The organism is Faecalibacter sp., assembly GCF_057177045.1.
Window position 1 is genome coordinate 1,960,147 of record NZ_CM169987.1, and the last position, 21,098, is coordinate 1,981,244.

General features: G+C 34.7%; 22 protein-coding genes. 6 read left to right on the forward strand and 16 right to left on the reverse strand.

Annotated elements, in window-relative coordinates; all coding sequences use genetic code 11:
* The first annotated feature begins 32 nt into the window (after nt 1-32).
* Genes AC1QSP_RS09165 through AC1QSP_RS09185 form a run of 5 tightly spaced genes read left to right on the forward strand, consistent with a single transcriptional unit; the run spans nt 33 to nt 3,326 of the window.
* Nucleotides 33-1,385 (forward strand): hydroxymethylglutaryl-CoA reductase, degradative, encoded by a 1,353-nt coding sequence (locus AC1QSP_RS09165; RefSeq protein ID WP_484078435.1) that lies wholly within the window; start codon nt 33-35, stop codon nt 1,383-1,385.
* Between the two features lies 1 nt (nt 1,386).
* Nucleotides 1,387-1,875 (forward strand): YkgJ family cysteine cluster protein, encoded by a 489-nt coding sequence (locus AC1QSP_RS09170; RefSeq protein WP_322971583.1) that lies wholly within the window; start codon nt 1,387-1,389, stop codon nt 1,873-1,875.
* Nucleotides 1,875-2,162, forward strand: a complete 288-nt coding sequence (locus AC1QSP_RS09175; protein WP_484078436.1) for a hypothetical protein — start codon at nt 1,875-1,877, stop codon at nt 2,160-2,162. Before AC1QSP_RS09170 ends, AC1QSP_RS09175 begins: the two co-directional genes overlap by 1 nt.
* A 58-nt stretch (nt 2,163-2,220) precedes the next feature.
* On the forward strand, nt 2,221-2,634 hold the full coding sequence (locus AC1QSP_RS09180) for a PH domain-containing protein (protein ID WP_484078437.1): 414 nt from the start codon (nt 2,221-2,223) through the stop codon (nt 2,632-2,634).
* Nucleotides 2,631-3,326, forward strand: coding sequence for an SIMPL domain-containing protein (locus AC1QSP_RS09185; RefSeq protein ID WP_484078438.1), 696 nt, complete (start codon nt 2,631-2,633; stop codon nt 3,324-3,326). Before AC1QSP_RS09180 ends, AC1QSP_RS09185 begins: the two co-directional genes overlap by 4 nt.
* A gap of 59 nt (nt 3,327-3,385) precedes the next feature.
* Here AC1QSP_RS09185 and AC1QSP_RS09190 read toward each other — a convergent pair whose 3' ends face one another.
* The 3 genes from AC1QSP_RS09190 to AC1QSP_RS09200 are packed head-to-tail and all read right to left on the reverse strand — an operon-like array spanning nt 3,386 to nt 5,666.
* Nucleotides 3,386-4,426, reverse strand: a complete 1,041-nt coding sequence (locus AC1QSP_RS09190) for a TonB-dependent receptor (protein WP_484078439.1) — start codon at nt 4,424-4,426, stop codon at nt 3,386-3,388.
* A gap of 27 nt (nt 4,427-4,453) precedes the next feature.
* Nucleotides 4,454-5,107 (reverse strand): hypothetical protein, encoded by a 654-nt coding sequence (locus AC1QSP_RS09195; RefSeq protein WP_484078440.1) that lies wholly within the window; start codon nt 5,105-5,107, stop codon nt 4,454-4,456.
* Entirely contained in the window at nt 5,097-5,666 is a 570-nt protein-coding gene (locus AC1QSP_RS09200; RefSeq protein WP_484078441.1) for an RNA polymerase sigma factor, read from the reverse strand. Before AC1QSP_RS09200 ends, AC1QSP_RS09195 begins: the two co-directional genes overlap by 11 nt.
* Nucleotides 5,667-5,770: 104 nt before the next feature.
* Here AC1QSP_RS09200 and AC1QSP_RS09205 point away from each other — a divergent pair, with 104 nt between their 5' ends.
* Nucleotides 5,771-7,135, forward strand: a complete 1,365-nt coding sequence (locus tag AC1QSP_RS09205; protein WP_484078442.1) for a hypothetical protein — start codon at nt 5,771-5,773, stop codon at nt 7,133-7,135.
* 31 nt (nt 7,136-7,166) lie between these two features.
* On the opposite strand, the gene AC1QSP_RS09210 is transcribed toward AC1QSP_RS09205, so the two are convergent.
* The 13 genes from AC1QSP_RS09210 to AC1QSP_RS09270 form a co-directional block, all read right to left on the reverse strand.
* Nucleotides 7,167-8,210: an acyltransferase family protein gene (locus AC1QSP_RS09210; protein WP_484078443.1), complete on the reverse strand. Its 1,044-nt coding sequence runs from the start codon at nt 8,208-8,210 to the stop codon at nt 7,167-7,169.
* On the reverse strand, nt 8,210-8,983 hold the full coding sequence (locus tag AC1QSP_RS09215) for a type III pantothenate kinase (RefSeq protein WP_484078444.1): 774 nt from the start codon (nt 8,981-8,983) through the stop codon (nt 8,210-8,212). The genes AC1QSP_RS09210 and AC1QSP_RS09215 overlap by 1 nt, the downstream gene beginning before the upstream one ends.
* Nucleotides 8,983-10,839 carry a M1 family metallopeptidase gene (locus AC1QSP_RS09220; RefSeq protein ID WP_484078445.1) on the reverse strand — a complete coding sequence of 619 codons (1,857 nt, stop codon included), beginning with the start codon at nt 10,837-10,839 and terminating at the stop codon, nt 8,983-8,985. Before AC1QSP_RS09220 ends, AC1QSP_RS09215 begins: the two co-directional genes overlap by 1 nt.
* A 113-nt stretch (nt 10,840-10,952) precedes the next feature.
* Entirely contained in the window at nt 10,953-12,341 is a 1,389-nt protein-coding gene (locus AC1QSP_RS09225) for an NADH-quinone oxidoreductase subunit N (RefSeq protein ID WP_484078446.1), read from the reverse strand.
* A gap of 20 nt (nt 12,342-12,361) precedes the next feature.
* Nucleotides 12,362-13,774 carry a complex I subunit 4 family protein gene (locus AC1QSP_RS09230; RefSeq protein ID WP_484078447.1) on the reverse strand — a complete coding sequence of 471 codons (1,413 nt, stop codon included), beginning with the start codon at nt 13,772-13,774 and terminating at the stop codon, nt 12,362-12,364.
* 6 nt (nt 13,775-13,780) lie between these two features.
* Entirely contained in the window at nt 13,781-15,673 is a 1,893-nt protein-coding gene (nuoL, locus tag AC1QSP_RS09235) for an NADH-quinone oxidoreductase subunit L (protein ID WP_484078448.1), read from the reverse strand.
* A gap of 4 nt (nt 15,674-15,677) precedes the next feature.
* Nucleotides 15,678-16,004 (reverse strand): NADH-quinone oxidoreductase subunit NuoK, encoded by a 327-nt coding sequence (nuoK, locus tag AC1QSP_RS09240; RefSeq protein WP_484078449.1) that lies wholly within the window; start codon nt 16,002-16,004, stop codon nt 15,678-15,680.
* Between the two features lie 22 nt (nt 16,005-16,026).
* Nucleotides 16,027-16,545 carry an NADH-quinone oxidoreductase subunit J family protein gene (locus tag AC1QSP_RS09245; protein WP_484078450.1) on the reverse strand — a complete coding sequence of 173 codons (519 nt, stop codon included), beginning with the start codon at nt 16,543-16,545 and terminating at the stop codon, nt 16,027-16,029.
* Nucleotides 16,545-17,048: an NADH-quinone oxidoreductase subunit NuoI gene (nuoI, locus tag AC1QSP_RS09250; protein WP_484078451.1), complete on the reverse strand. Its 504-nt coding sequence runs from the start codon at nt 17,046-17,048 to the stop codon at nt 16,545-16,547. Before nuoI ends, AC1QSP_RS09245 begins: the two co-directional genes overlap by 1 nt.
* A 19-nt stretch (nt 17,049-17,067) precedes the next feature.
* Entirely contained in the window at nt 17,068-18,117 is a 1,050-nt protein-coding gene (nuoH, locus tag AC1QSP_RS09255; protein WP_484078452.1) for an NADH-quinone oxidoreductase subunit NuoH, read from the reverse strand.
* A gap of 26 nt (nt 18,118-18,143) precedes the next feature.
* On the reverse strand, nt 18,144-19,229 hold the full coding sequence (locus AC1QSP_RS09260; protein WP_484078453.1) for an NADH-quinone oxidoreductase subunit G: 1,086 nt from the start codon (nt 19,227-19,229) through the stop codon (nt 18,144-18,146).
* A 7-nt stretch (nt 19,230-19,236) separates the two neighbouring features.
* Entirely contained in the window at nt 19,237-20,595 is a 1,359-nt protein-coding gene (gene nuoF / locus AC1QSP_RS09265) for an NADH-quinone oxidoreductase subunit NuoF (protein WP_484078454.1), read from the reverse strand.
* Entirely contained in the window at nt 20,595-21,086 is a 492-nt protein-coding gene (locus AC1QSP_RS09270) for an NADH-quinone oxidoreductase subunit NuoE family protein (protein ID WP_322971564.1), read from the reverse strand. Before AC1QSP_RS09270 ends, nuoF begins: the two co-directional genes overlap by 1 nt.
* Nucleotides 21,087-21,098: the final 12 nt, after the last annotated feature.

Consider the following 21,098-nt stretch of genomic DNA (forward strand, 5'->3'; position numbering starts at 1 on the left):
AATTTTGCAACAATTAAAATTTATCATCCAATATGAAACATCAACCCGTAGAAGGATTTTCGAAATTATCGAAAGAAGGAAAAATTGAATGGTTAGTCAACGAATACCTTAATGGTGACGAAAAAGCCATCCAAACTTTGAAACAATATTGGAACGACGATGCAGACTTACAAAAACTGCACGACGAATTCTCTGAAAATACAATCTCTAACTTTTATATGCCTTTTGGTTTAGCACCAAACTTTTTAATCAACGATGAATTATACACGATCCCAATGGCGGTCGAAGAATCTTCGGTAGTTGCAGCTGCTTCTAAAGCGGCTAAGTTTTGGTTAGACCGAGGTGGATTTAAAACAACCGTTCTTTCAACAACGAAATTAGGTCACGTTCATTTCATGTATGAAGGTGATGTTGAAAAATTAAGAACAGCGTTTGAAAACAATATTAAAGCAAAATTAATCGAGGAAACGAATGATATTACCAAAAATATGCGTGCGCGTAATGGTGGAATCTTAAACCTTGAATTAATTGATAAAACTGCAGATTTAGAAAACTACTTCCAAATTAAAGGATCGTTTGAAACGGTGGATTCGATGGGAGCGAATTTCATTAATTCATGTTTAGAGCAATTTGCCAAAACATTGAAAAATGAAATCGATGCTGATGATACTTTTACATCTGAAGAAAAAGAGTCAGTGCAAATCGTCATGTGTATTTTATCGAACTACACACCAGATTGTATTGTACGAGCTGAAGTTTCTTGTCCTGTTGAACAATTAGCGGAAGGAAATGTTTCGGCTGAAGAATTCGTAGAAAAATTCTCTCGTGCCGTTCGCATTGCAGAAATTGAACCTTACCGTGCGACAACGCATAACAAAGGAATCATGAACGGAATTGATGCAGTGGTTATCGCAACAGGAAATGATTTCCGTGCGGTAGAAGCTTGTGCGCATACGTATGCAGCAAAAGATGGTCAATATTCTTCCTTAACACATTGTGAAGTAAAAGATGGAATTTTCCGTTTTTGGATTGATTTACCAACCGCTTTAGGAACAATTGGTGGATTAACATCTTTACATCCAATCGTAAAATTAGCGTTAGGAATTTTAGGAAAACCTTCAGCTTGTGAATTGATGGGAATCGTTGCTGTCGCTGGTTTAGCGCAAAACTTTGCGGCTTTACGTTCGTTAGTGACAACTGGAATCCAAAAAGGACACATGAAAATGCACTTGATGAACATCTTAAACCAATTGGAAGCAACAGACGAAGAAAAACAATACTTTGTGAACTTCTTTAAAGATAAAACGGTTACTCATCATACTGTGATTGAAGAGTTCGGAAAATTAAGAGGCATCAAAGCAGAACAAGAAATTAAAAAGGATTAGGTTGAATTTAGAAGAATATTTCAAAAAAGCCCGCGAAAAACAAAAAGAACACAAAGCGTTTTTAGCAAAGCTGAAGAAAAAACCACCTAAAAATTTAGACCAACAAATGGAGGATATCCACGAAGAAGTTTTCGATCGTATCGATTGTCTTTCGTGTGCCAACTGTTGCAAAACAACTGGACCTCTATTTACCAATAAAGATATTGAACGTTTGGCGCATGTGTTTCGTTTGAAACCAAGCCAATTTATCGAGAAATATCTACGCATTGATGAAGATAACGATTATGTCTTACAACAAACACCTTGTCCATTCTTGGATTCGGATAATTATTGTTTGGTGTACGAAGATCGACCAAAAGCTTGTCGTGAATATCCGCATACGGATCGTAAGAAGTTTTATCAAATCAATCATCTAACCATTAAAAATACGTTGATTTGTCCTGCGACTTATGAAGTGGTGGAACAAATGCAAAAACAAATTAAATTGTAATGATTATCACTTATACTATCATTGCCTTTATTGGTTTATTAATTCCAACCATTCATCAATTGATATGGGGTTTTAAAGCCAAGGATCGTGCAGCCATCAATAAAGTTGGTTTACGAAGCGGAATGATTCAAATGACAACAACATTATTAGCATATTTGATTTTCTTAAAAATTGAAGGCGCTAATCCGAAACTCGCTTTTGAAGCTGGAATGTTATTCTTAGTTTCGGTTGGATTCGTTGTTATTATTCAGCATTTACTTTTAACCTTAAAACAAGGCAAATTATAAATTCTAAAAGCTATCGAAATTCGGTAGCTTTTTTTATTTTTAAGGAAATTAATTCACTATGACTAATACCTATAAATCTAAAATTGGAACTGAATTTATTCTATTAGCATATCTCCCCTTGATTTCTTTATTCTATTTTGTTTATACCGATTTTAAATTCATCGGAATAGTATTTATTGGCTTGTTGTTTATGTTTATTACCTATTTAGTTTTAACTACGACCTATATAATCAATACCCATTCAAAACAATTAGTTGTTCAGGTTGGATTTATCGTTCATAAAACCATACCTATTGAAAAAATCAAAACCATTAGAAAATCTAAAAGTTGGATCAGCAGTCCAGCACTCTCACTGGATCGAATTGAAATTAATTATAATAAATTTGATTCCATTTTAATTTCACCGAAAAAGAGAGAACAATTTATCCAAGAATTAAAACAAATTAACCCAAATATCGAATTACAATTATGAAATCAATTTTGACATTTCTACTTCTACTTTCAACAAGTATTTACAGCTTTGCGCAGAAAAATTTTATTGACCAACCTTATATCGAAACAGCAGCCAAAGTCGATACACTGATTACTCCAGATCGAATTTATCTGAGCATAACATTAAACGAAGCCGATTCTAAAAACAAAATCAGTTTAGAAGAACAAGAACAAAAATTAGAACAAACGTTACGAAAGCTAAACATCAATATCGAAAAACAACTGTTTATGGATGATGCTGGAAGTAATTTTAAAAATTACTTTTTAAAAGGTCAGAATATCATAAAAGTAAAACAATTTTCGCTATTACTTTTTGATGCACCAACTGCTGGAAAAGTGTTATATGAATTAGAATTAAACGGAATTTCAAATGTTAATTTATTAAAAACTGAATATTCTAAAGAGGCTGATTTAATAAACTTTTTAAAAGCGAAAGCGATGAAACAAAGTAAAATTAATGCGAATAATATGGCAAAAGCAATTGATCAGAAAGTTGGGAAAGCGATTCATATTGGAGAGAATTCTGCAATGAATTTATCCGGAAATGTTCAAGGAATAGTAGTTCGAGGTATGGCTAGTATAAAAACGAAACAAGAATACAAACCAATGGATATTGAATTTAAAAAATTACATTTTGAGGCCAATGTTCAAGTGAAATATGCATTAGAATAAAATAGAAAAGGCGATGGATTACCATCGCCTTTTTATTTGCACTAAAAAATGATTTTTTTTTAGAATCCGAAGTTAATTCCGACTTGGAACATCTTACGGTCATCGAATGTATTTTTATCAAAATAATTCGAGAACTCTTGACGCGCGTAGATGTTCACTGAATTAATCTTGAATGTTAATTGCGCCCCATAAATAAACGGATTCAAGTTATAATCTTTCTTATCTCTAAAACTTATGTTGTCTCCTTTTACAATGTTATTGTTTGCCAATTTTACACCTCCATACACATTAGCAGTTATTGCAATATCTTTTTCTTTGTAATACGTAAAATCGTCAACTGTAACTGATTTTCCAAAGGTATACTGTAAACCTAACGGAACAATTAAATATGAACCTCTTAATTTACTTTTATCCAATTGTGTTTCATTATGCATTAATCCTGTATTTCCGTCAGTATCTCTCACAAATTTGTAATCGTCGTCCAAACGTATCGTACGCCAAGAGAAGACCATTCCAGATTTCAACGACCAAGGACTAGATCGATTAAATTGCTTTGTATAAGAAAGACCTAGCTCAAAGTTATTCGCAAAACCTAAACGGTTATCCAATTCCTCATTTTGTTTTTCAGAAAATCCCATAAAACCGTATCCAATATAACCTGTGATATTATGCGTTGCACGATGCTTTTTTTCTAATTCCGATTTTGTTGGAACTGCATCAGCATCATTTCCATTCAAAATGGCAAAAGCTACTTGTTTTTTAATCAATTCATCTAAATCAAAGTTTACTGCTTGAATTCTTTCGTTGATTAAATCTGAAGATTGAATAGCTAATGCTTCTTTCTTTTCGTCTGCTTCTGTTTTCGAAAGTTTACCTTCTGCTAAATCCTTTTCTACTTTTTGGATTTCGGCATCTAATTTTGCTTTTTCTTCATTTACAATTTCGCGAATTTGAAGTTGAAATTCGTCCATTTTTTCACGAACTTTAGGACTAACTTTATCTTGATTTCCACCTTTATTAAAATCGATGGCAATATTTTGAGCAAAAGTCGGTGTAGCGAAAAGGCACAGCATTCCTGCTACGATAATTCTCTTTATCATATATAGTATTTTTTATGTACGGTTTGATTATTTGTTTAAGTCGATAACAGCGACGCGTGTCTTTTCTTTCTGTGTTTCTTTTAACGCTTCTTTGTTTTCAATCGAATAAAGCAACATGCTTGGATCTACGTAATTTCCTTTTTTCTTTTTCACTTTTACTGTATCCAAATTAGTCGCCATTTGTTGTGGTACTGGCTTTAATCCCGTTGCCAAAGCAGGTTTTTGTATCGATTGTTGCTGAGGTTGTTCAGTTATATTTGATTCTGAATTTTGATTCGAAACCATTTGTTCTTTCTCTTCTTTCATCGGATGAGGTGATGAAGTAGGGTTCGATTTTGATTCGACCATTTCTGTATCTTGAAAATCATCAATCTGATTTAAGATTTCCGTTGCGGAATGTTCTTGAGGTGAAGTTTCAGATGAATTTTTGATTTCTGGAACGGTACTTTCATTCACAATTTGCGAAACATTCGTATCCTTATTCATTGAAAAATAAACCGTCGTACAAACCGCTAATCCAATAACAGCAGCAGCAATTGCCCACCATTTTTTAGAAGATTTTTCAATCACGACAGTTGGAGCTTGGTTCTCCATACGCGCTTGAATACGATCCCAGGCATCGTGCGATGGTTCGACTTCTTTTTGATTAATTTCTGATTGTATGTAATGTTTAAATTTCATGTTGAATTCTTTTTTTGGTTAGGATGATTTCTTTTAATTTGGCTTTTGCGCGAAACAATTGTGTCTTACTCGAAGAGACCGAAATGTTTAATGCCTCTGCAATTTCCTGATGCGAATAATCTTCAAGGATATGAAGATTAAAAACCAAGCGATACGTTTCTGGCAACTCTTGTAGCACTTCTTCGACATTAAATGTGAATTCTAATTCGTCCAATTCATCATCAATATCATCGTATGAAGATATCCGTGCATCATCCACATAAATCAATGTTTTATTCGATCGTAAAAACGTTAAGCATTCGTTGACCATGATTCGTCGAACCCATCCTTCAAAGCTTCCTTTATTTTCAAATTTCATCACGTGATTAAACACCTTACAAAAACCATTGATCATGCAATCTTCTGCGTAATGTGCATCGGTAATATAACTGCGACAAACGGCTAACATTTTCTTGGCACATTGATCGTACAATTCGCGTTGTGCTTTTTGATCAGATTTTTTTAGCCGTTCGACCAAAAGCTCTTCTGCTGATTTTTTAGAATTTATAAATAGTTTCACGTGGGTTAATTTATAGTGCTTTATAGTATAGACTGTAAGTTTTGGAAAAGGTTACAATCAAAATTGAAATTTTTATTTAATTTTCAGAAATTCAAGTCTATTCCATGAAATTACAATTTAAATTTTTATTTGTCGCCATTGCATTTTCTCTATTAATCATCCCATTTTTATTGGCTTATGGTGGAGTTGTAGGAGACTTTCCTGCCTATCTAAAGATTGCTGATGAATTACCTCATCCATCCACCAATTTATTACCATTAGGATTTCCCATAGCCATTAAATTCTTTTCATTGATTACGGGAGAATATTTTTACAGTTCCTTACTGTTGAAAATGATTTGTTTTGGAAGTATGATAGGGTTCTCGATTTGGAAGAAATTTTATGTGATCGAAACACTCATAGTGATGACATTGAAATCCGTTTTTTGGATTTTTATTCATCAAGGATCAGAGTATCTCACTTTACCTTTGGTCTACTTTTATATTTATTGCTTTCATCAATTGCTGCATCAAAAAATCGATACAAAATCGTTTATATTATACACTAGTATATTAAGTACACTTTTAATTAGTATTCGTTATGCTAATGTGTTCCTTTGCGTTAGTACGTTTATTCTTTTGATGCTAACATGGCGCATCAACAAAAAATACCGCGTACCCATGCTAGGAAGTCTTTTGGGAAGTGGTTTTGGAATAGGATTATTTTTGCTATTTAATTATTATCAATTTGGTTCATTTACGGCTGGTAGTGAACGAGCTAATGATGAAACTGACCATTTTATTATTGATACCTATAAAGATTTTGTAGGGGTGATCAATTTATTTAATCCGTTGTTTTTTATTAAGGTATTTGATTTTCATTCCATACTTAAAACGGTCATATCCCTTTTATTATTGGCATTTGATTTCTCGTTCATTATTATCATCTATCAAAAACTAAAGTCAAAAATGAAAGCTCAATTTACATTTGAACTACTTGTTATTGCATCATCATTGATTATAGCATTTCTTACATTTTTTGCCGCTATATTTCAAGGAATTGAACCTTTAGCACAACGTTTATTATCGATGAGTTTCTTTTTGCTTTGGTTTGCTATATTAATCATCATTCGAAAATGTAAAATAATATCAGATCAAAACTTGTTGTACTTTGCTTGGTTCAGTTTGTTATTTCAAGCTTTATTCTTGATAAAAGTTCCTGCTAATTATTTTGAGATTAAACATCATATTGAACAGAAACTATCATCTTACAATGGTGTCCCAAAGTTTTATTATGATGATGCCAAGGAAGAAAAAATATCGGTATATGAAATTCCTTTGATCAATAAAAAGATTGAAAAAGTCCATGAACATCTTCAGCCTTATCAATTGCATAAATCCATTTTACGATTGAATTATCCTCAAATTATCATATTACAAAATGAACCCGAAGATCCAATAGATGTGATTTTCAGTTCAGATTTACAATAAAAAAAGCCACTCAATTGAGTGGCTTTTTTATTTATTTTAATTTGAGAAAGTAACTTTCAAAATATTTATAAGAAAGAGACGATATTAATATTGTCATACTAATCACTAAACTATAAAATAAAACGATGTGTAATGAATCATTGTTAATCTTTATATTTAAAAAAATAAAACCAACAACCTGAAATATAATTGCATGATACATATAAATCCCATATGAAATAGAGCCTAAATAATTCAACACCTTTGAATCTAAAATAGGAATAGATTTCTTTGAAAGATAATAAATTGTAGCAGAAAAATTTAAGGAATACAATAAATGTAACCCCAAATCACTTAAGTTCTCTTGAAAGATATTCGTAAAAAATATGATTATAAATATCGTATAATTTAGAATTTCAAGAATTTTATAATCTAATTTATTGAAATTCTTAAATTCAATAAAACTTAATATTCCACCCATAGAGAAAAAATAAAAATACATTCTATATTGGATTAAGAATGGTAATACTTTTAAATGAAAAATTAAAGCATAAATAAATGTAAATCCAATTAAAAAAAGTAAAATATATTTTCTATTGATTAAGAAAAATATTGGAGCAATAATCAGATAAAATTGTTCTTCAATACCTATTGACCATAATACTTCTAAAATTCCACCTGGTTGATCACTTGCTAAAATATTCGGTAGAAAAAATATCCCTTGAAATATTCCTTCTATAAGATTGTATTTCCTTTCAAATTCAAATCCAAAAAATTGAAGAATCAAGTTATAATATACCAATCCTATAAATAAAACTAAATAATATAATGGAAATATCCTTAATGCTCTTTTCTTATAAAATTGAATAAGATTTATTTTTTCAAAAGTAAATTTCTCTCTAATCAAATTTCTAATGATTAAAAAACCGCTTAATGTGAAAAATACATAAACCGCTTCATTTCCCTTAAAAAAAATAGGGTGATTATTATAATATGGAAAACCTCTATTTTCTGCAAATTCTGGCAAATGAAAAAGTAAAACAAATAGCGCTAGAAAGAATCTTAAAGGTGTTAAGTTTGGTAAGATCTTTTTCATTACTTTTCGAAAGAATCTTTATTCAAATCATACAATAATTTCAATCCTTTAATCGTGTGTAAACGATCGTCAAACTGAATTCGTTCGGTCAATGGTTTATAAATTCCACCTAAACCTCCGGTAGAAATCACCGTACATTCAGCACCTAATTCTTTATTGATTCGGTCAATCATTCCCTCAACCATTGAAAGGTAACCGAAGACCATTCCCGATTGCATACATGTAACGGTATCGCGACCTAAAACAGTGGCTGGCGCTTTCAATTCGATTTCTGGTAATTGAGCTGTTTCTCCTACCAACGAATTTAAAGCCGTATTAATTCCAGGCGCAATAATTACTCCTGTCACTTCACCAACCTCATCAATGGCTAAAAACGTTAACGCCGTTCCGAAATCAATCACGATTTTCTTTCCTTCATATCCCAAATGATGAGCAGCGACTGCATTCGCATATAAATCTGTTCCCATTTGTTTCGAATACTGAACAATTCCACCTGGTGTATCGCGATCGACTATCATCGGTTTAAAACCGTGAATCTTTCTCAACGCAATTTTTACATTCATGGTTAAAGGTGGCACAACCGAACCAATCACAATATCTGTAATATCTTCTTTATTGATTCCGAACGGTTCGTACATATTACTGAATTTTGCAAAAAACTCATATTCTGTACGTGCGGGTTTCGAATTAATCGTCCACGTAATGACTTCTGAATCGTTTTTAAAAACGGCAAAACGAATATTCGAATTGCCGATATTAACTGCTAATAACATTAGTTTTTGTATACGTTGTTTGTGTAATCTACATCTGCTAAACGCTGTGTAGGATCAATAACAATTGTTTTTACTGCTTTCGATGCTTTTACTTCGTAAACAGGATTTGTCCAGAAAGCATCTGTTAGAACGGTACGTTTTACGCCTTGGTATTCTACTAAATTTTCTGCTGGTTTTTCCCCACGCATCTCACGTAATGGAATGTAAAATAACTCTTTTGTTCCGTCTGTGTATTCTACTAAAACATCTAAAGGCATTGCAAAATCTGATTTATTAACCACTTGGAATGTGTTTCCTTGCACATTCTCTACTGCATAATCAATTTTACGTGTTGTATTGATGAATAAGTTGAAGTACCATTTTAAATTCACGCCCGAAACTTCTTCTGCTACACGCTTGAAGTCGTTTGCTGTTGGGTGTTTAAATTTCCATTGGTTATAGAATTCTAAGAATGTTTTATCTAAGTTTTCTTGTCCAATGATATATCCCAATTGAATCGCTAAAACTTGACCTTTGTAGTAAGCTTCTAATGAATACGCATAGTTTGTATTATAATAATCTGCTAATAAACTTGCAGGTTCTTCTTTACCTGATAATGCTAACGCTACATATCCTTTGTAAGCTCCTAAATTAGGATTCGATGGAATAGTTTGTTGTTTTTCTAAAACTTGTAATGATGCTAAGTTCTCCACATATGATGTAAATCCTTCATCGAACCATTCATCAACTGTCTCATTGATTCCGAATAAATGTTGGTACCAAGAATGTGCCGCTTCGTGGAATATTACACCTACTAATGACTCTAAGTTTCTTTCACCTGTTACTAAAGTAGCCGTTCCATACTCCATACCACCGTCGCCACCTTGTACAACAGTGTATGTTGGCCATGGATAAGCTCCAAATTTCTTTGCTGAATAGTCAAAGAATTCTGTGGCATAAGGCATTGCTTCTTTCCACACTTTTGTAGTTTTCTCTCCTGGTTTGTATACTAAGTATACTTTTACACCACCTTTTGAAGTTCCTTGATCTACGACAAAGTCTTTATCTGCAGCCCACGCAAAATCGTGAATGTTTGTGGCTTTAAAGTTCCAAGATGCTTTTCCGTTTTTCTCAACGATTTTTGCATTTGCATCGTATCCTTTAACTTCTTTTGGATTTTGTAAAACTCCTGATGAACCAATCACATAATCTTTTCCGATGTTAATTGTTACATCAAAGTTTCCGAATGGAGCGATAAACTCACGTCCTACATATTCGTCTAAATGCCATCCGAACTCATCAAATTGAGCCATTTTTGGATACCATTGTGTCATTGAATATGCCACTCCTTCTTTTGAGTTACGTCCTGAACGACGAATTTGTTCTGGTACTTGCGCTTCCCAAACCATATCAAACGTTGTTGATTTTCCTGGTTTGATTGGTGTTGCTAATGTTACTTCTAAGATTGTTCCGTCCACTTTGTAAGAAGTTGCCTTCCCGTTTTGTGTTAACGATTTAATCTTTTGGTAACCCATATTATCAGGCCCTAAAGTCGCGATACGCGATTGCATTTTAGGATTTTCTTTTGTACCTATGTTAGAAACCATACGCTTATCTGGATCAGCGATGTTTGCTAAACGGTAATCCATCATCGATTGTGGTTGGAAGGCATTGAAGTATAAATGGAAATACACTTTATTCAAGCTTTGACCTGAATTGTTTGTGTACTTCAACTTCATTTTTCCATCGTATTGATATAAATCGTCTTTTACATCAATCGTCATTTTGTAATCCACCTTTTGTTGCCAATATCCTTTGCGTTGTGCAAATACAAATTGCACCAAGAATAAGCACAGAATTAGTGTAAATTTTCTCATGTTAACTTTTCTATAAACTTTAGTATTTCAAACTTACAAAAAAAGCCCGGTATCCTCTTTCGATTCAACCGAGCTTTTTCACTTTATGGGTGAGAATTTAGTTGTTTTCTATTTTACCACATTGGCGTTGCTAAAAATGAAGGTAAAATTCCTGGGAAAATACCCATTACAATTAAAACAATGATTCCGACAACCAATAAAGCAGTTGTTAAACCATCTTGCGTTTTAATGTTGGAATGACCTTCTTTAAAGTACATATGGATAATCACTTTAAAATAGTAGTACATTGATAATACCGCCATTACTAAAGCTATTACGATAATCACTAAGTTTTCTGCATTTGCACCACCAATACTTAACGCCATAAACTTCGCGATGAAACCTCCCGTTAATGGAATTCCTGCTAATGAAATTAGGGCTACAGAAGTTGCAGCAGCTAAGAAAGGATTGGCTTTTCCTAATCCAATTAAGTCTTCGTATTTCTCTGCTTTTGTTTGCTGAATCGTGTAGAAAATAATGAAATTCGCTACCGAATAAACAATGGTATAGAAGAATAACGCTTCTTTAGAAACTGAATTGACTTGGAATAAAACGAACAACATAAAACCAGCTTGAGCAATTGACGAATAAGCCATCATTTTCTTCACTGATTTTTGCGTTACTGCTCCAAAATTTCCTAATACTAAAGTCAAGACGATAATTGCACCTAATAAAACTCTTAAGTATCCACTGTATTCGGCATTCGCTGGGAAATGTTGCATTACTAAGATAAATCCTAAGAATGAACCTCCTTTTACGATTGTCGACATATAAGAGGTGAATACCGTTGGCGTCCCAGAATAGACATCTGGTGTCCACATATGGAAAGGCGCAGCTCCTACTTTAAAGCAGAACGAGAAGATGATAAAAATCCATCCTAAGTAATAAATCATTTCAAAGTTTTGATCAAACTTATCGATGTTATCCACTAAAAATGTTCCAGTTGCTCCGTATAAAAATGTGATTCCTAATAATAAGATTCCTGTTGAGAATGCTCCCATCAAGAAATATTTTACAGAAGCTTCTGTACTTTTTAAACTTTCTTTGTTTGTTCCGGCAATGATGTACATTGGAATCGACATTAATTCAATCCCTAAGAACATTAAAACCAAATTATTGAATTGCCCTAAAACAGCAACTCCTGTGAAAGAGAAGAAAATCAGTGCGAAATATTCGCCAACGTGATTCCCAACTTTGCCAAATTGGTCTTTATTGATTAATAAATAGAACACTGCCAACGCAGCTAATCCTATGATAAATGATACTCCGTAAAGCGACTCTCCAATCATATTTGGGAATCTACCATCCAACATCTTGCATCCATTCAATTCGAATACTCCACCAATAATGATTGCGATAAACATTAAAGCTGAAATAAAAGTTAACGCACGACTGTTTTTGATGTAGAAACCACTAAACATTAAAATGATTCCTGAAAGTGCTGAGATTATAATCGTATTCATACTGTTTAATTCAAAAATGTTTAACGTGCGATGATTTCAAAGATTGGCGTTGGATAAACTCCTAAGAAAATCACGATGATAGCTACAACCGCTAAAACCATGATTACTCCAGACGTATCTTTTGTACGGTCGTTCAAGTCGATATTCGTTACTTCACCGAACATAATTGCTCCGGCTAATCTCAGCGTGTAAACGGCTGAAAGGATAACTCCTAAACACGCAAATACCGCTAAGATTGGTTGATAACTAAATAACGAATTCAACATCATAAACTCACCAATAAACGAACTTGTTAACGGTAAAGCCACATTCGCTAAACCAAAAATCATCAATAAAATCGCTAATGTTGGATTTGCTGTTGCTAAACCTTTGATCGAATTGATGTCTTTAACATTATATTGACGCTCTAACACATCTACTATTAACCAAAGTCCTAAAACCACTAAACCGTGAGAGAACATTTGGAAGTAAGCCCCTTGTGTTCCGATTTCATTTTGTGTAAATAAAGCCACAAAAATCAACGCTAAGTGTGCAATCGAACTGTAGGCGATAATCTTCTTGATGTTCTTTGAACTTAAAGCGATTAAAGACGCATACACTAATCCGAAAATTGCTACATATAAGAAGTAGTTAAACAACTCAGAAATCGAAGGAAATAATCCTAAGAACCAATGCACCACTGCGAATAATCCCATTTTTGCCATTAACGCACTTAATACAACTGTCACCGGAGTTGGCGAAGTTTTGTACGCTGTTGGTTGCCACGTGTGGAATGGGAAAATTGGAATTTTAATCACAAAAGCAATTAAGAATAATAACGCTAAGAATGTATTCGTTGAGAAATACGGCGTTGTTACTTGCTGCACATCTGTAATTAAAAATGAAACTGGTTTTAAGTTAAATCCGATATAGATGATTCCCGCTAACATAAACATTGAACCTAAAACCGTGTAAAGGAAAAATGTCATATTCGCTTTAATCTTATCTGCACCTTTTCCCCAAATTCCGATTAAGAAATAGATTGGAATCAAGACGATTTCCCAGAAGAAATAGAATAAAATTAAATCGTTTGCTAAGAATACACCATTCAATCCAGCTAATGCTATTAATAATAATCCGTAAAAACTGTTTGAATATTTTTGATCTGATGAACCAATGTAAATGAATAAAGCTGCGTAAACCAGATTCGATAATAATAGCATCAATCCTCCTAAACCTGTTCCGTCTAAGGCGATGTATGTTTTTACATTATTAAACGAAAACCAATCGGTTTGATACGCCATTTCTTTTCCGTTACAAGACAAGTAAAAGAATAAAGCTACCAATGCACCGCTCACTAATGCTCCTAACCACTTTTGTGGTTTTTGTCCATTCATTAGGAGCATAAAAACACCTACGATGAATGGTAATATGATAAATAAAGGTAAAAGCATTTCTGTCTATTTTATAAAATAATCAATGAAAAATATTCCGATACCTAATGTTACCCCAACGATAATCATCAAGATATAGAAACCTACATTTCCGTTTTGTAGCGCACGAACACGTTGCGAAGCACGAGCTGAAAATGTTCCAACTCCACCCACTAAAGCAACTAATCCTGCTTTCTCTACATATTTCTTTAAAACATCACCGATTTCAGTGATTGGCTTAACAATTGCGCTATCGTATACCTCATCGATATACCATTTGTTCGCAAAGAATTTCGCCAAACCTGTCGCTTCACCTTCCTCAACATTGCTGCTGAATTTTTTCACGGCAAATAAAATTGCTGCGATCACACATACAAATAATGCAATCATCATGATCCATTCAGTTGAATGTGCCACGTGATGTACTTCACCAAAGTTTACCACTCCACTTAAAAAGGATTGTAATTTGTGTCCATCTTGCATAAACAAAGCTGGAATTCCGATGTAACCAGCGAATACAGATAAAACTGCTAAGATTATTAATGGAATTGTCATTGGTGCTGGACTTTCGTGTGGATGAGCATCTTTGTTTCTTAACTCACCTAAGAATGTCATGGCATATAAACGGAACATATAGAATGCTGTCATTACCGAAACGATAAATCCTAAACCGTAAATCACAGGGTTAGAAATAAACATTCCTAATAACATTTCGTCTTTCGAGAAGAATCCTGATAAACCTGGAATACCTGCAATCGCTAAACATCCAATTAACATCGTAATGTGAGTGATTGGCATGTATTTTTTCAGTCCACCCATCTTCGTCATATCTTGTTCGTGATGCATTCCGTGAATCACAGAACCTGCACCTAAGAATAATAACGCTTTGAAGAAGGCGTGTGTCATTACGTGGAAAACGGCTGCGATATAAGCACCAGAACCAATAGCTGCGAACATTAATCCTAACTGAGAAACTGTTGAATAAGCCAACACTTTCTTGATGTCGTTTTGTTGCATCGCAATAGAAGCAGTGATTAAGGCTGTTGCCATTCCGACATATTGAATAATTTCTAATGTAAATGGAGCTAAAGCAAATAATTCATTACAACGCGTAATCATAAAGATACCTGCTGTCACCATCGTTGCCGCGTGAATTAACGCAGAAACTGGAGTTGGTCCAGCCATCGCATCTGGTAACCATGTGAATAATGGTAACTGTGCTGATTTTCCTGTTGCTGCTAAGAACAATAATAATGTAATTCCTACGATTGTTCCTGAAGCAATGGCTTTAGAATTTTCACCTAATTGCGCAAAAACAACTTCGTATTCTAATGTTCCGAATTGGTTAAAAATCCAAAACATCGCTAATAAGAATCCAACATCACCAATACGGTTCATAATGAAGGCTTTCTTCGCTGCTTTTACATAATCTGGATTTGTGTACCAGAATCCAATCAATAAAAATGAACATAAACCTACACCTTCCCATCCGATAAACATTATGAAGAAGTTATTCCCCATTACTAATAACAACATAAAGAAGATGAACAAGTTTAAGTAAGCAAAGAATTTCCCGAATCCTTTGTCTTCACTCATATACGCTGTACTGTAAAGGTGGATTAAAAATCCAACTCCAGTAATAATCAATAAGAATAAACTTGTTAATGCATCAATCTGAAAAGCAAATGGCACTTTGATCGTTGGTAAATTGATGATATCAAAATACTTTACAATAATTGGTGCTGCATCTGCGCCAGAAGGTACATTCATAAAAACGACAACAGACAAGATAAAACTTGTTAACACTGCAGCGCTTCCGATAAATCCAACTAAAGCGTTAGATAAAACTTTTCGTCCTAAACCGTTAATTAAAAATCCAATGAATGGAATTAACGGGATTAACCATAAATAACTTTCCATTCTATTATCCTTTTAAACGTTTTAAAACATTAATATCTACACTATAAAGTTTACGGAACAATAAGATAATCACCGATAAACCAACAGCAACCTCAGCAGCGGCAACAACCATAATAAAGAATACTAAAAGTTGTGCATCTGTTCCGTTTTGTAACTCAGGATTTTTCATATAGTGCATTTTAGAGAATGCCACTAACAATAAATTCACTGAGTTTAACATTAATTCGATACACATAAAAATGATAATCGCGTTACGACGAATCGCCACACCTGTCATTCCTATCGCGAAAAGAACTAATGATAATATTATATAATAACTAATTGGTAACATTTTGTACTTCGTTTTTTAATTATTAATTCACTAATTCATCGTCTTTTTTCGACAAGATGACTGCTCCAATCATCGCTGAAATAAAAAGGATACTACTTAATTCGAATGGTAAAACATACTCCGAGTATAACAATTGCCCAAGGTTATTGATTAGACCAATTTCTCCCTCGAATAATTGCACACCTTGATTAGCAGCTGTCGGTTGACCTGTTAAAATGCCCACCGTTAACGCCACAAATAAAATACACGTTAAACTTGCGGCTAATAATTTGGTTGCTTTCCCAAACGTTTTCTTTTCGTGATTCAAGTTCATTAACATCACCACGAATAAGAACAGAACCATAATCGCACCGGCATACACAATGATATTAACGATGGCAAGGAATTGCGCATTCAATAAAATATAATGTCCGCTGATGCAGAAAAAAGTAATGATTAAGTATAAAATAGAATGTACAGCACTTTTACTGAACACCATTAATAACGCACTCAACACCGTTAAGCCCGATAAAACGTAAAATAAAATTTCTGTTATTTCCATTATTTCGTTGCTTTTGGATGAGGAATTAATAAATCTTCTTTCGTATAGATGAAGTTCTTACGATTAAAACTTGCAGGCGCTACCGTTTGTGATAAATACACCGCATCTTTCGGACAAGCTTCTTCGCAGAATCCACAGAAAATACATCTCAACATATTGATTTCGTATTTTGCTGCGTACTTTTCCTCACGGTATTTGTTCTCTTCACCTGGTAAACGTTCAGCCGCTTCCATCGTAATCGCTTCCGCTGGACAAGCTAAGGCACAAAGTCCACACGCTGTACAGTTTTCACGTCCTTCTTCATCTCTATTTAAAACGTGTAATCCTCTAAACACAGGACTAAACGGTCTTTTCTCTTCTGGATAGTTGATTGTCGCCTTCTTCATAAAAAAGTGCTTAATTGTAATCATCAATCCTTTAAAAATTGCGATTAAGTAGATGCTTTCCCAAAAGTTCATTGGTTTACGTTCTACTTGTTTCGCTCTATTTGTAATTCTTTCCATTTTCTTGAGGTTTTGATGATTAATTGTTCATTAATAAAATAACTAATCCTGTAATCAACATATTGATTAATGCTAATGGCAATAACTTCTTCCATCCTAAATCCATTAACTGATCGTAACGGAAACGAGGAATCGTCCATCTTACCCACATATAGAAGAAGATAAAGAAACAAGCTTTACCAAATAATGAAGCAAAATGTAAGATTGCTAACCAGTTTGCACCAATTTTTTCGCCTAACGCCACATCATTTACAAAAGGAATATCGTATCCACCAAAGTAAATCGTTGCGATAATGGTTGAACTGATGAACATATTGATGTACTCCGCAAATAAGAAGAATCCCATTTTCATCGAAGAGTATTCAGAGTGATAACCTCCGATTAATTCGTTCTCAGCTTCCGGTAAATCGAATGGTGTACGATTTGTTTCGGCAAATGAACAAACCAAGAAAATTAAGAATCCTAATGGTTGTAAGATGATGAACCAAAAGTTGTCTTGCTGTTGAGCAACGATATCACTTAATTTCAATGATCCTGTCATCATCAAAATCGTGATTAACGTTAATCCCATTGGTAACTCGTACGAAATGATTTGTGACGCCGCACGTAATCCTCCCATTAACGAGTATTTGTTGTTCGATGCCCATGCTCCAATCATAATTCCATACACGCCTAAACTTAATACACCTAAGATGTATAGGAATCCGATATTGATGTCTGCAATTTGTGGAACCACAAGACGATCACCAATCTCAAAAGCTGTTGACCAAGGAATAACTGCACCTGTCATACAAGCCACAATCATTGCCAAAGCTGGCCCTAAGATGAATAAGAATTTATTGGCATCTTTTGGTGTGATTTCCTCTTTCGAGAATAATTTTAATCCGTCGGCTAATGGTTGCAATAACCCAAAAATACCGGCACGGTTCGGACCAATACGATCCTGTAAGAAAGCAGCAACTTTACGTTCTGCCCACGTAGAATAAGCAGCAACTGCTAGCGAAAATCCAATCATTACGCCAACTAAAGCTAACTTTTCTAAAACAAAAGCAATTTGTTCTTCCGTCATTTGTGTTAATTTAATTTACGTATGATTTAGTCTTTTTTATAATCTAAGCTTGTTGCTGGACCTTGAATTTTCGAAATATCACGATCAGGTTCGTTCACTTCCGAAACTTGATGAATGTCTAACAAGATTTTTGGATCTCGTTTGATGACTTTCGGGAAAGTTTCTTCAGGTTGAATCTTATTCGCTGTATAATGTCCTTGTCGAATCACTGATGTTTTCGATACTTCCGCTGGTTTTTCTAATGTCCAATCGTTGATGTCTTTCTTCTCGAAACGACACGTATTACAAATCCAATCTTCCACCTCGTTCCATTGGTTTTTGCGCGCTGTTACACGGAAAACTTCATTTCCACGGAACCAAATCTGCGCTTTACCCGAACATGTTGGACAATCGCGATGTGCATCTACCGGTTTTAAGAACCACACACGATTTTTGAAACGGAACGTCTTATCTGTTAATGCCCCAACTGGACAAACATCAATGATATTTCCAATGAATTCGTTGTCTAATGACTTATGGATATGTGTTGAAATTTCGGCGTGATCTCCTCTGTACATTACTCCGTGCTCACGACAACCTGTAATTTGATCCGCTGTTTTTACGCAACGGTAACAAAGGATACAACGGTTCATATTCAACTCGATGTTCGGCCCTAAATCTTCTTTTGGGAACGTACGACGATCAAATTCGTAACGTGTTGCTTCCGCTCCGTGTTCGTATCCTAAATCTTGTAATTTACACTCACCTGCTTGGTCACAAACCGGACAATCTAACGGGTGATTGATTAACAATAATTCAACGATACCTTTACGTGCTTCTACAACTCGTTCAGAAGTTTTGTTCCCGACAACCATTCCATCCATCACTGTTGTACGACAAGACGGAACTAATTTTGGCATCGGACGTGGATCAGCTTCACTTCCTTTCGAAACTTCGACCAAACACGTTCTACAATTTCCACCTGTGTTTTCTAACTTTTCGTAGTAACACATTGCAGGCGGTGCAACTTCTTTACCAATCATACGAGCGGCCTGAAGTATCGTTGTACCAGCAGGCACTTCTACCGTCTGGTTATCAATGGTTACTTTAAATAATGGTGTTTCTTCTGCCATCTTCGTATTAATTTGTGGTTTGAATTATTTCTCTCGGTTTGGCATAATCTGCTAAACCATAATTACGAACTAAACATTCTTCTGGATTGTTGATGTGCCATTCGAATTCATCACGGAAGTGACGAATTGCGGCTGCAACTGGCCAAGCCGCTGCATCCCCTAATGGACAAATCGTATTTCCTTCGATTTTACGTTGAACATCCCATAACAATTCGATGTCGGACATTTTTCCTTGTCCTTCGTGAATGCGCTTCAGGATTTTCTCCATCCAACCTGTTCCTTCACGACAAGGTGAACATTGACCACACGATTCGTGACGATAAAAACGTGCTAATGTGTAGGTATGATAAACGATATCTTGATCTTCATCTAAGACGATAAATCCTCCCGAACCTAACATTGTTCCGGTTTGAAATCCACCTTCTGATAAACTTTCGTAGTTCATTAAACGAGGTGATCCGTCTGATGTTGTTAACAATAAATTCGCTGGAACAATTGGAACTGAACTACCTCCAGGAATACAAGCTTTTAAACGTTTTCCATTGGCAATTCCACCACAATATTCTTCTGAGTAAATGAATTCTTCCACCGATAAATCAAAATCAATTTCATAAACACCTGGTTTATTAATGTTTCCACACGCAGAAATTAATTTTGTTCCTGTTGAACGTCCAACTCCTCTTTCTGAATACGCTTTTCCACCAATTTCGATGATTGGCACAACAGCTGAAATCGTTTCAACATTATTAACCACTGTTGGTCTTCCCCATAATCCTTTTACCGCTGGGAAAGGTGGTTTTAATCTTGGGTTTCCACGTTTACCTTCAAGAGATTCTAATAAAGCCGTTTCTTCACCACAGATGTAAGCTCCACCTCCACGTTGTACATAGATTTCTAAATCAAAACCAGAACCCTGGATGTTTTGCCCTAACCATCCCGCTTCTCTTGCTTCAGCGATAGCTTCTTCTAAAATTTCAGCTACCCAAGCATATTCTCCACGGATGTAGATGTAAGAAGTATTTGAACCTAAACAATATGATGAAATCAAAACTCCTTCAATTAATAAATGAGGAATATATTCCATCAAGAAACGGTCTTTAAACGTTCCAGGCTCAGATTCGTCGGCATTTACCACCAAGTGTCTTGGAACACCTTCTGGTTTCGCAAGGAAACTCCACTTCATTCCTGTTGGGAAACCTGCACCACCACGACCACGCAATCCTGAAGTTTTTACTTCTTCTAAGATTTCGTCTGGTGTCATTTTTAAGGCTTTTGCTGCATTGGCATACCCTCCATTTTCGAAGTAAGTTTTAAAATATCGAATCCCTGGAACATCAATATTTTTCAATAATAACTTTTGTCCCATTAGGCTAATTTTTTCAATTCTTCTAATAATTCGTCGACCTTCTCTATCGTTAAATTCTCACGATACGTTTTACCCAATTGCATCATTGGTGCATAGCCACAAGCGCCTAAACACTCAGCTGGTTTTAAAGTAAATAACCCATCCGCTGAAGTTTCACCTTCTTTGATATTTAATTTGGTCTTGATGTGTTCGATGATTTTGTCTGAACCACGTAACATACAAGGTCCTGTTTGACAAACCTCTAACACATACTTTCCTACAGGCTTTAAGTTGAACATCGTATAAAACGATGCTACCTCATACACCTCTACCGGTAAAATATTTAAGACTTGAGCGACATAATCTAAATGAGGCGTATCTAACCAACCTCCAAACTCTTCTTGTGCAACGTGTAAAATTGGAATCAACGCACTTTTTTGTTTTCCTTCTGGATAACGCGCGATGATTTCCTCGACTTTTCGTTGTGTTTTCTCTGAAAACTGAATACTCATTTTCTTTGTAGT